This is a genomic window from Mycobacterium sp. E3247, from assembly GCF_001667785.1.
Lineage (GTDB): Bacteria > Actinomycetota > Actinomycetes > Mycobacteriales > Mycobacteriaceae > Mycobacterium.
This window is the reverse complement of sequence record NZ_LZJG01000493.1, coordinates 1-11,221: the sequence shown is the minus strand read 5'-3', so window position 1 is coordinate 11,221 and position 11,221 is coordinate 1. Positions and strand designations below refer to the sequence as shown.

The 11,221-nt window shown below is 69.2% G+C and carries 11 protein-coding genes; all 11 read left to right on the top strand.

The window, feature by feature from the left end:
* A partial coding sequence (glmS, locus tag A9X04_RS24925; protein WP_067926508.1) for a glutamine--fructose-6-phosphate transaminase (isomerizing) occupies positions 1-1,458 on the top strand: 1,458 nt, incomplete at its 5' end.
* 28 nt (positions 1,459-1,486) lie between these two features.
* The gene (locus A9X04_RS24920) at positions 1,487-2,302 is read left to right on the top strand and encodes a DUF4436 domain-containing protein (protein ID WP_231985813.1); all 816 of its coding nucleotides are present in this window, start codon (positions 1,487-1,489) and stop codon (positions 2,300-2,302) included.
* Between the two features lie 219 nt (positions 2,303-2,521).
* Positions 2,522-3,415 (top strand): DUF4436 domain-containing protein, encoded by an 894-nt coding sequence (locus tag A9X04_RS24915; protein ID WP_067926505.1) that lies wholly within the window; start codon positions 2,522-2,524, stop codon positions 3,413-3,415.
* A 78-nt stretch (positions 3,416-3,493) separates the two neighbouring features.
* Positions 3,494-4,357 (top strand): DUF4436 domain-containing protein, encoded by an 864-nt coding sequence (locus tag A9X04_RS24910; protein WP_067926502.1) that lies wholly within the window; start codon positions 3,494-3,496, stop codon positions 4,355-4,357.
* Positions 4,358-4,448: 91 nt separating this feature from the next.
* The gene (locus tag A9X04_RS24905; RefSeq protein WP_067926499.1) at positions 4,449-5,126 is read left to right on the top strand and encodes a rhomboid-like protein; all 678 of its coding nucleotides are present in this window, start codon (positions 4,449-4,451) and stop codon (positions 5,124-5,126) included.
* 45 nt (positions 5,127-5,171) lie between these two features.
* Positions 5,172-6,593: a bifunctional ADP-dependent NAD(P)H-hydrate dehydratase/NAD(P)H-hydrate epimerase gene (locus A9X04_RS24900; RefSeq protein ID WP_067926514.1), complete on the top strand. Its 1,422-nt coding sequence runs from the start codon at positions 5,172-5,174 to the stop codon at positions 6,591-6,593.
* Between the two features lie 15 nt (positions 6,594-6,608).
* Positions 6,609-7,991, top strand: coding sequence for a glutamate decarboxylase (locus A9X04_RS24895; RefSeq protein ID WP_067926496.1), 1,383 nt, complete (start codon positions 6,609-6,611; stop codon positions 7,989-7,991).
* Between the two features lie 286 nt (positions 7,992-8,277).
* Entirely contained in the window at positions 8,278-9,444 is a 1,167-nt protein-coding gene (alr, locus tag A9X04_RS24890) for an alanine racemase (RefSeq protein WP_156764527.1), read from the top strand.
* A 49-nt stretch (positions 9,445-9,493) separates the two neighbouring features.
* Positions 9,494-10,549 carry an alpha/beta fold hydrolase gene (locus A9X04_RS24885; RefSeq protein WP_197509378.1) on the top strand — a complete coding sequence of 352 codons (1,056 nt, stop codon included), beginning with the start codon at positions 9,494-9,496 and terminating at the stop codon, positions 10,547-10,549.
* Between the two features lie 76 nt (positions 10,550-10,625).
* Positions 10,626-11,063 (top strand): tRNA (adenosine(37)-N6)-threonylcarbamoyltransferase complex ATPase subunit type 1 TsaE, encoded by a 438-nt coding sequence (gene tsaE, locus A9X04_RS24880; RefSeq protein WP_067926511.1) that lies wholly within the window; start codon positions 10,626-10,628, stop codon positions 11,061-11,063.
* The coding region (locus tag A9X04_RS24875) for an MmpS family transport accessory protein (RefSeq protein ID WP_255396501.1) at positions 11,042-11,221 on the top strand (180 nt) is incomplete at its 3' end. The genes tsaE and A9X04_RS24875, both read left to right, overlap by 22 nt.

The following is an 11,221-nucleotide window of genomic DNA, read 5'->3' as shown; positions in this document are numbered from 1 at the left end:
GTGGCGCAGGCCTACCGGCACGGGCCGACCTCCGGTGACTTCGCCGCCTCGGTGCTGGCCGTGCTGCGCCGGCTGGAGGGGCACTTCACCCTGGTGTTCACCAACGCCGACGAGCCCGGCACCATCGTGGCCGCCCGCCGCTCGACGCCGCTGGTGCTCGGCATCGGCGACGGCGAGATGTTCGTCGGCTCCGACGTGGCCGCGTTCATCCCGCACACCCGCCACGCCGTCGAACTCGGCCAGGACCAGGCCGTGGTGCTCACCGCCGACGGCTACCGGATCACCGACTTCCACGGCAACCCCGACGTCGAGTACCGCGAGTTCCACATCGACTGGGACCTGGCCGCCGCGGAAAAGGGCGGCTACGAGTACTTCATGCTCAAGGAGATCGCCGAGCAGCCCGCCGCGGTGGCCGACACCCTGCTCGGGCATTTCGTCGACGGCCGGATCCTGCTCGACGAGCAGCGGCTCTCCGATCAGGAGCTGCGCGAGATCGACAAGGTGTTCGTGGTGGCCTGCGGCACCGCCTATCACTCCGGGCTGCTTGCGAAATACGCCATCGAGCACTGGACCCGGCTGCCGGTCGAGGTGGAACTGGCCAGCGAGTTCCGGTACCGCGATCCGGTGCTGGACCGCAGCACCCTGGTGGTCGCCATCTCGCAGTCCGGGGAAACCGCCGACACGCTCGAGGCCGTCCGCCACGCCAAGGAGCAGAAGGCCAAGGTGCTGGCCATCTGCAACACCAACGGCTCGCAGATCCCGCGCGAATGCGACGCCGTGCTCTACACCCGCGCCGGCCCCGAGATCGGCGTCGCCTCAACCAAGACGTTCCTGGCGCAGATCACCGCCAACTATCTGGTGGGCCTGGCACTGGCCCAGGCTCGCGGCACCAAGTATCCCGACGAGGTCGAGCGGGAGTACCGCGAGCTGGAATCGATGCCGGACCTGGTCGCGCGGGTGCTCGCGATGATCGAGCCGGTGGCCGCCCTGGCGCACCGGTTCGCCCAGTCCTCGACCGTGCTGTTCCTGGGCCGCCACGTCGGCTACCCGGTGGCGCTGGAAGGCGCGCTGAAACTCAAGGAACTGGCCTACATGCACGCCGAGGGCTTCGCCGCCGGCGAGCTCAAGCACGGCCCCATCGCGCTGATCGAGGACGACCTGCCGGTCATCGTCGTCATGCCCTCGCCCAAGGGGCAGGCCACGCTGCACTCCAAGCTGCTGTCCAACATCCGCGAGATTCAGGCCCGCGGCGCGATCACCATCGTGATCGCGGAGGAAGGCGACGACACCGTGCGGCCCTACGCCGACCACCTGATCGAAATCCCATCGGTATCAACACTTTTGCAGCCACTGCTGTCGACCATCCCGCTTCAGGTGTTCGCCGCGTCGGTTGCCCAGGCCCGAGGTTACGACGTTGACAAACCGCGAAACCTCGCGAAGTCCGTCACGGTGGAATAGCCGCCGCGCGAGGCTGGCCGCCCTCGGTGTGTTGCTCTTGGTCGGCGCCTACATCGGGTCGATCGTGCTGTACGTCGGCGGCGGTATGGGCCACCCCCACGTCGTGGTGCAGGACGCCTCGGCCGGCGACGGAACAACGATCACCAACGACATCGAAGAGATTCAGTCGCGCAACAGCGTCCTGGTTGCCAACATCACCGTGGTGCCCGGTCCCGCGCTGCTGGACCCGCGTACCCACACCCTCAAGGACGACCTCCACGTCGCCGCCGCCTCCACCATGACCACCAGCAGGCAGACCTGGCCGAAAGGCACGCTGCCCACTGTGTTTCGGGTGTCGCTCGCCCTGACCGGCGAAGTCGCGGAATGGCCGTTCGACGAATACCATTCGGGGCCCGTCGTCGCTCTACTGTCGTCCGGTCCCGAAAACACACCGGTGCCCGCGACGGTGACCTTGGTCAACCGTCTGCTCGGCTGGAACGTCGACGTGATTCGCGCCGACGAAGCCGAGCCCACGGGCCCGTTCCGGGTGGAGCTGTCCCGGACGCCGAGCACCGTGCTGTTCGGGGTCGCCATCTTGTGCGTCCTCATCGGGCTCGCCTGCGTGGGTGCGTTCGTCGCCGTCCAGACGGCACGCGACCGGCGTAAATTTCAGCCGCCGATGACGACGTGGTATGCGGCCATGTTGTTCGCGGTGATGCCGCTGCGCAACGCGCTGCCCGATGCGCCACCGTTCGGAAGCTGGATCGACATCACGATCGTGGTGTGGGTGATCGTCGTGTTGGGGATATCGATGGGGCTATATGTCTCTTGCTGGTGGCGGCATCTGCGACCCGAAGCCGCCTAGCTGAGGCGCAGGCTGCTCCAGTCGAAAACCCATCGGTATCAACCCTTTTGTCGACGCCGCTGTCGACCGTTTCGCCGCGGGCCCGCGGCCACGACGTCGATACGCCGCAAAACCCGGCCACGTCCGTCACGGTGCCGCTTCGGCCGTATCGCCGCGCGAGCCGGGCGGTTCCGTTAGATTTCCTTGGGAAACAAGACACTCCGCAGGGGTAGGAGCAGCATGCCGTCGGCGGTCCGAAGATTCGCCATAGCAGGTCTTGTCGTGCTCATCGTCGCGACGTACGTCGCGTTGATCGAGCTCTATGAGGACACCGTCGAAGGGGCGGCTCCCGGCACCCTGAGTGACAACGCGGAGTCGGTCACCCAGAGCATGGCGACGTTGACTGTGGAAGAGATGCAGTCGAACTACAGCGCGGTCGTCGCCAACCTGGCCGTGTCGCCAGGACCCGCGCTGTTGGATCCGGTCACCCACCGGCTCAAGGAAGACCTGGTGCTGCGCGTCAGATCGTCGGCCCAGCCCAGCCGGCGCGAATACACACCGGGCATGCTTCCCGGCGTCTTTCCGGTCCCGCTGACCATCGCCGGACACGTCGAACGGTGGCCGTTCGACAACTACGCCTCCGGACCGATCGAGGTGCAACTCTTCCCCGGCGGCGACACGACCAAGCCGCCCGAACTCATCCCGGTGCGACTCATCGACCACCTGTCCGGCTTCAAGGTCTCCGCCACCAAGATCCCCGGCCACGAGGCGTACCGGCTGAGCGTGCGGCGCGCGCTGAGCACCGCGGTGTTCGGCATCGTCATTTGCGGTGTGCTCATCGCCATCGCCGGCCTGGGCCTGGTCGTGGCGATCCAAACGCTGCGTGACCGGCGAAAGTTTCAGCCCCCGATGACGACGTGGTACGCGGCGATGCTCTTCGCGGTGGTACCGCTGCGCAACGCGCTTCCCGGCCTGCCCCCGTTCGGGGCGTGGATCGATGTGACCATCGTGCTCTGGGTGATCGTCGCACTGGTGATCGCGATGCTGCTCTACATCACCTGCTGGTGGCGGCATCTGCGGCCGGATGTCGTCGCCACTCCACCGGCGGAGCCGGTCCCCGCGCCGTCGGGCTGAACCTTCGGCGATCGCTTGGAATTCCTTGTGTTTCAAGACTTTGACGGCCACGGTGGCCGAATCGGGTAGGGGGCGGTCGTGAGGTACGGGATCATCGCTCTGATCGTGGGCGTCGTCGGGGCGTACGTCGCGTCGGTCGCGCTCTATGCCAGCAGCGGGGGGCATCACCACCCGGAGATCCCGGCCGGCGGTGAGCGGAGCACGGCCACCCTGGTCATCGAGGACGTCCAGTCGAACTACAGCGTGCTGATGGCCAATCTGACCATTTCGCCCGGATCGGCCCTGCTGGATCCGCAGACCCAGCACCTCAACGAAGACCTCAGTCTGCGAGTGCGTTCCGTGGCGACGCCGACCCGCCGCAGCTGGACCAAGGGCATGCTGCCCGGCGTCTTCCCGGTACCGCTGACCATCGCGGGAGAGATCGAGAATTGGCCCTTCGACCACTACGGTTCCGGGCCGGTCGAGATCGAGCTCATGCACGGCCCCGGGAACGTGCCCGAACGCATCCCCGTGACGTTCGTCAACCACCTCTCCGGCTGGCGGGTGTCCGTCGACGGGGCCGGCCCCTACCGGGTGAGCCTGCACCGCTCGCTCAGCGCGGCGGCGTTCGGCATCGTGATCTGCGGCGTGCTCATCGCCATCGCCGGCCTGGGTCTGTTCGTCGCCGTCCAGACGGTGCGCAACCGACGGAAGTTCCAGCCGCCGATGACGACGTGGTACGCGGCGATGCTGTTCGCGGTCGTACCGCTGCGCAACGCGCTTCCGGGCTCGCCGCCCTTCGGGGGCTGGATCGACGTCACCCTCGTGTTGTGGGTGCTCGTCGTCTTGGTCATCTCGATGCTGCTCTACATCCTGTGCTGGTGGCGGCATCTGCGACCGGAGGTTCCCGCGCCCGCCGCGACGGCAGCGGCGGATCCGGTCGCTGCGCCGTCGACCCCGTGAAGGCCGCCGACGGGTAATTCGCGCGACGCGGCGGCCAGCGTGCGAAGGTGATGACGTGACGAATGCACCGGTGCGGTCCCGACTGCGCAGCATGGGGCTCGCCGTCTGGCATTACGTCAGCAGCGCGCCGTTGACCTACGGCTGGCTGCTCGTGCTGCTCGTCACGACGCTCATCCAGCACTGGCTGCCCCAGCGGCAACTGCACTCGATGCTGATGCACCATTCCACCAACATCCACGGGCTGGCCCGCGATCCGCTCGATGTGCTGTTCTCCAGCCTGCTGTGGATCGACGGCGGCAACCTGGCGCCCTACCTGATCCTGTTCTCGTTGTTCCTGGCGCCGGCCGAACACTGGCTTGGCCAGTTGCGTTGGCTCACAGTGGGATTGAGCGCGCACATCCTGTCCACCTATTTCAGCGAGGGCCTGCTGTATTTCGCGATCGAGGAGCACGACGCGTCGGAACGGCTGGTGCACGCCCGCGACATCGGCGTGAGCTACTTTTTGGTCGGGGTGATGGCGGTGCTGGCCTATCACATCGCGCGACCGTGGCGCTGGGGCTATTTGGGAGTGCTGTTCGTCATCTTCGGCTTCCCGTTGATCGCGATGGACCGCATCGAGTTGAACTTCACCGCGATCGGACACTTCACTTCGATCCTCGTCGGGCTGTGCTTCTACCCGATGACCCGCCACCAGGACCCCCGACAGCTGACTCCCGCGCGACTGCGGGCCATGGCGCGGCGGCGCGGTTCACCCGAGGTGTCGGCCTGAGCGGCAGCGGCCAATTGCGCGACCCCTACCCGTAATGTGGCTGTGGTGCGGCACTACTACTCCGTAGACGCGATCCGCCAGGCAGAGGCACCGCTGCTGGCCAGCCTGCCCGACGGGGCCCTGATGCGACGCGCGGCCTTCGGGCTCGCCGCCGAGATCATCGCCGAGTTGCGTGCCCGCACCGGCGGGGTGGCCGGCCGCCGGGTGTGCGCGGTCGTCGGCTCGGGCGACAACGGCGGCGACGCCCTGTGGGCAGCCACCTTCGTGCGTCGCCGCGGCGCGGCCGCCGACGCCGTGTTGCTCAACCCGGAGCACACCCACCGCAAGGCACTGGCGGCGTTCACCAAGGCCGGCGGTCGCGTGGTGCAAAGCGTCTCGCCCACAACCGATCTCGTCATCGACGGGGTGGTGGGCATCTCCGGCTCGGGACCGCTGCGCCCGGCCGCGGACGAGGTGTTCGCGGCGGTCGACCAGGCGGGCGTCCCGGTGGTGGCCGTCGACATCCCCAGCGGCATCGACGTCGCGACCGGCGCCATCACCGGCCCCGCGGTGCACGCCGTGCTGACCGTCACCTTCGGCGGGCTCAAGCCCGTGCACGCGCTGGCCGACTGCGGGCGGGTGCGGCTGATCGACATCGGCCTCGACCTCCCGGACACCGACGTGCTGGGTTTCGAGGCCGGCGACGTCGCCGCGCGGTGGCCGGTGCCGGGCCCCCACGACGACAAATACACCCAGGGGGTGACCGGAGTGATGGCCGGCTCGTCGACGTATCCGGGCGCGGCCGTGCTGTGCACGGGTGCCGCGGTCGCGGCGACGTCCGGGATGGTCCGGTACGCGGGCAGCGCGCACCACGAGGTGCTCGCGCACTGGCCGGAGGTGATCGCCTCACCCACCCCGGCGTCGGCCGGGCGGGTCCAATCCTGGGTCGTCGGGCCGGGATTGGGCACCGACGACACCGGGGCCGCCGCGTTGTGGTTCGCGCTGGAGACCGACCTGCCGGTGATCGTCGACGCCGACGGGCTGACCATCCTGGCGGCGCACCCCGAGCTGGCCGCCAACCGCACCGCGCCCACGGTGCTGACCCCGCACGCCGGTGAATTCGCCCGCCTGGCGGGTAATCCCCCCGGGGACGACCGGGTGGGCGCGTGCCGCAAGCTCGCCGACACCTTCGGCGCTACGGTGCTGCTCAAGGGGAACGTCACCGTGATCGCCGATCCGGGCGGGCCGGTGTACCTCAACCCGGCCGGGCAATCCTGGGCGGCCACGGCGGGCTCCGGCGATGTGTTGTCCGGCATGATCGGCGCGCTGCTGGCCTCCGGGCTGCCCGCGGCCGAGGCGGCCGCGGCGGCGGCGTTCGTCCACGCCCGGGCGGCGGCGCTGTCGGCCGCCGACCCGGGGCCGGGGGACGCGCCGACGTCGTCGTCACGCATGGTTCCGCACATCAGGGCGGCGCTGGCCGCCCTCTAGAAAGGACTCTCCGCAGTGCCCCAACATCCTTCCCTGCCCGCCCACGCGATCACCCCCGCCTATACCGGCCGGTTGTTCACCGCGCCGGTGCCCGCGTTGCGGATGCCCGACGAGTCGATGGACCCGGAGGCCGCGTACCGCTTCATCCACGACGAGCTGATGCTCGACGGCAGCTCCCGGCTCAACCTGGCGACGTTCGTGACGACGTGGATGGACCCGGAGGCCGGAAGGCTGATGGCCGAGACGTTCGACAAGAACATGATCGACAAGGACGAGTACCCGGCGACCGCGGCGATCGAGCAGCGCTGCGTGTGCATGGTGGCCGACCTGTTCCACGCCGAGGGCCTGGACGACGCCGACCCCTCCAGCGCCTGCGGGGTGTCCACCATCGGCTCCAGCGAGGCCGTCATGCTGGGCGGGCTGGCGATGAAGTGGCGGTGGCGGGCGAAGGTCGGGAAGGGCTGGGAGAGCCGCCGGCCGAACCTGGTGATGGGATCCAACGTCCAGGTGGTCTGGGAGAAGTTCTGCCGCTATTTCGACGTCGAACCGCGCTACCTGCCGATGGAAGAGGGGCGGTACGTCATCACCCCCGAGCAGGTCGTCGACGCCGTCGACGAGGACACCATCGGCGTGGTGGCGATCCTCGGGACCACCTACACCGGCGAGCTGGAGCCGGTCGCCGACATCTGCGGCGCCCTGGACAAGCTGGCGGCCGGCGGCGGGGTGGACGTGCCGGTGCACGTCGACGCCGCCAGCGGCGGGTTCGTGGTGCCGTTCCTGCACCCCGAGCTCAAGTGGGACTTCCGGCTGCCCCGGGTGGTGTCCATCAACGTCAGCGGCCACAAGTACGGGTTGACCTACCCCGGGGTCGGGTTCGTGGTGTGGCGCAGCAAGGAGTACCTGCCCGAGGACCTGGTGTTCCACGTCAATTACCTGGGCGGCGACATGCCGACGTTCACGCTGAACTTCTCGCGTCCCGGCAACCAGGTGGTGGGCCAGTACTACAACTTCCTGCGGCTGGGCCGCGACGGCTACACCAAGGTGATGCACGCCCTGTCCGGCACGGCCCGCTGGCTGGGTGAGCAGCTGCGCGTCAGCGAGCACTTCAAGCTGGTTTCGGACGGGTCGGCGATCCCGGTGGTGGCGTTCCGGCTGTCCGGGGACCGCGGATACACCGAGTTCGACGTGTCGCACGAGCTGCGCACCTACGGCTGGCAGGTGCCCGCCTACACCATGCCCGACAACGCCACCAACGTCTCGGTGCTGCGCATCGTGGTGCGCGAAGGGCTGTCGGCCGACCTGGCCCGTGCGCTGCACGACGACGCCGTCTCGGCGCTGACCTCGCTGGACAAGCTCAAGCCCGGCGGCCACTACGACGCCCAGCATTTCGCGCACTGAGCCTGTTTCAAGCAAGTGAAGTGGATCAAGGGCATCGAGTTCCTGGCCGGCTACACCGAGATCGGCAGCGGCTACGGCGGTTATAGCGAAGATCACAAGTACTTCGGGCGTCACCGGACGATCTGAGCGGGACATGTCCCCAGCTCGTCGCGGCCGGCTTGTCGCTCGGAGGCGGGCACGCGCGGTGCCGCCCGACGCGGGGACGCGTGGGGCTTCTGTGGCTGTTGTGACAAAGTGGCGTCGTTGGTCCGCCGCGCCTGCGGCCGGTTCTGGGACAATGGCGGCCGTGGCTGTTACGCCGATATCCCTGACACCGGGCCTGGTCGCCGAGGCCCTGGTGGACCTGGGCGCCATTGAGCACAACGTGCGGTTGCTGTGCGAGCACGCCGGCCGCGCGCAGGTGATGGCCGTCGTCAAGGCCGACGGCTACGGCCACGGGGCCACCCAGGCGGCGCGCGCGGCGCTGGCCGGTGGCGCGGCCGAGCTGGGGGTCGCCACCGTCGCCGAGGCGCTGGCGCTGCGCGCCGACGGGATCGCCGCGCCCTTGCTCGCCTGGTTGCACCCGCCCGGCATCGACTTCGGGCCGGCGCTGCTGGCCGACGTGGAGATCGCGGTGTCGTCGGAGCGTCAACTCGACGAGCTGCTGGACGCGGCGCGCCGAACGGGCCGCACCGCCACGGTCACCGTCAAGGTCGACACCGGGCTCAACCGCAACGGCGTCCACCCCGCCCAGTACCCGTCGATGCTGACCGCGCTGCGCCGGGCCGTCGCCGAGGAGGCGGTTCGGCTGCGCGGCCTGATGTCACACATGGTGTTCGCCGATCAACCCGCCAACCCCGTCAACGACCTTCAGGCCCAACGCTTCAGCGACATGCTGACGCAGGCGCGCGAGCAGGGGGTGCGGTTCGAGGTGGCGCACCTGGCGAACTCGTCGGCCACCATGTCGCGTCCCGATCTGGCCTTCGACCTGGTGCGGCCCGGCCTCGCCGTGTACGGTCTGAGCCCGGTTCCCGAGCTCGGGGACATGGGTCTGGTGCCGGCGATGACGGTGAAATGCCCTGTGGCGTTGGTGAAGTCGATCCGCGCTGGCGAGAGCGTCTCGTATGGGCACACCTGGACCGCCGAACGCGACACGAACCTGGCGTTGCTCCCGGTCGGCTACGCCGACGGCGTCTTCCGCTCGCTGGGCGGACGATTGGACGTGTTGATCAACGGCAAGCGGCGGCCCGGGGTCGGCCGGATCTGCATGGACCAGTTCGTCGTCGACCTCGGCCCCGGCCCGACTGACGTGGCCGAGGGCGACGAGGCGATCCTGTTCGGGCCCGGCAGCAGTGGGGAACCCACTGCGCAGGACTGGGCCGACCTCCTCGGCACCATCCACTACGAGGTGGTGACCAGTCCCCGCGGGCGCATCACCAGGACCTATCGCGAGGCGCAAACCATTGAGTCCTGAGGGAGCCCGCAGGCGCCAGAGGGGGGCTTGGCTTGCGGGAGGGGCGGGGGTGACTGCCCTCGCCACCATCGTCGGAGCCTCGGCCCGCCGTTCGATGATCCAGCGCACCCGCGGCATCGAAGATCCTTACGCCGACGAGGATTTCGACAGGATCGACGACGATCGCCGCTCCGTGGTGACCACCCCCGACGGCGTGTCGCTGGCGATCCGGGAAGCCGGTCCGGCGGACGCCCCGTTGACCATGGTCTTCGTCCACGGGTTCTGTCTGCGGATGGGCGCCTTTCATTTTCAGCGGACGCGGCTGCCCGAGCAGGTGGGCCCGGGCGTCCGGATGGTCTTCTACGACCAGCGCGGGCACGGGCAATCCGACGAGGCCGCGCCCGAGAGCTACACGCTGACTCAGCTCGGTCAGGACCTTCAGAGTGTGCTCGAGGCGGTCGCGCCGCGCGGGATGGTTGTGCTGGTCGGCCACTCCATGGGCGGCATGACGGTGTTGTCGCACGCCCGCCAATTCCCCGGCCAGTACGGGCGCCGGATCGTCGGCGCCGCATTGATCTCCTCGGCGGCGGAAGGCGTTGCCCGGTCCCCGCTGGGCGAGATCCTGAAAAACCCGGCGCTGGAAGCGTTCCGGTTCACCGCACGGTCCGCGCCGAAGCTGATGCACCGCGGCCGCAACGTGTCGCGCTCGCTGATCGGCCCGGTCCTGCGGGCCGCCTCCTTCAGCGACCTGCAGGTCAGCCGGAGCCTGGACGCCTTCTCGCAGCGAATGATGAACGGCACCCCCATCCCGACCATGGTGGAGTTCCTGGATGCCTTAGAGCACCACGACGAGACCGCGGGCCTGTGGACCCTGCTGCGCATCCCCACCCTGATCGCCTGCGGTGACCACGACCTGCTGACCCCGGACGAATACTCCCGCAAGATGGCGGCGTCGCTGCCGCAGTCCGAGCTGGTCATCGTTCGGGGGGCCAGCCACCTCGCGCTACTGGACAAGCCCGAGGCGATCAACGACGGGCTGGTCCGGCTGGTCAAGCGGGCCACCCCCGGCCGCGCCGCGCTGACGGCCCGGTGGATGCGGGAAAGGCTGCGGCGGCGTGATCGCTGAAAGGTCTGATGGCGGCGACCCGCCGCGCCCGGCTTCGCCGCGCTCGCGATCGCCGCAAGACGCGGGCACGGCCACCCTGGATCGCGTCGAGGACACCGTCGCGCTGGGGTCGCGCCTCGGCGAGCAGTTGCGCGCGGGGGACGTGGTGGTGCTCACCGGACCGCTCGGCGCGGGAAAGACCGTGCTGGCCAAGGGAATTGCCGCGGCGATGGACGTCGACGGCCCGGTCACCTCACCGTCGTACGTGCTGGCGCGGGTGCACCCGCCGCGGCGCCCCGGCGCACCGGCGATGATTCATGTCGACATGTACCGGCTCTTGGACACCGACGGCGCCGGCCTGCTCGGCGAGCTCGACTCACTCGACCTCGACACTGACCTCGACGACGCAGTCGTCGTCGTGGAGTGGGGAGAGGGCATCGTCGAACGCCTCGCCGAGCGTCACCTCGACATCCGACTGGAACGCCTGAGCGGTTCGGACGCGCGGATCGCTTCATGGCAGTGGGTGTGCTCGTGACGCTCGTTCTCGCCCTCGACACCGCCACCCCGGCGGTGACCGCCGGGATCGTCCGGCGCGACGACATGACCGTGCTGGCCGAGCGGGTCACCGTCGACGCCCGGGCGCACGCCGAACGGCTCACCCCGAACGTGGTGGCCGCCCTCGCCGACGCCGGG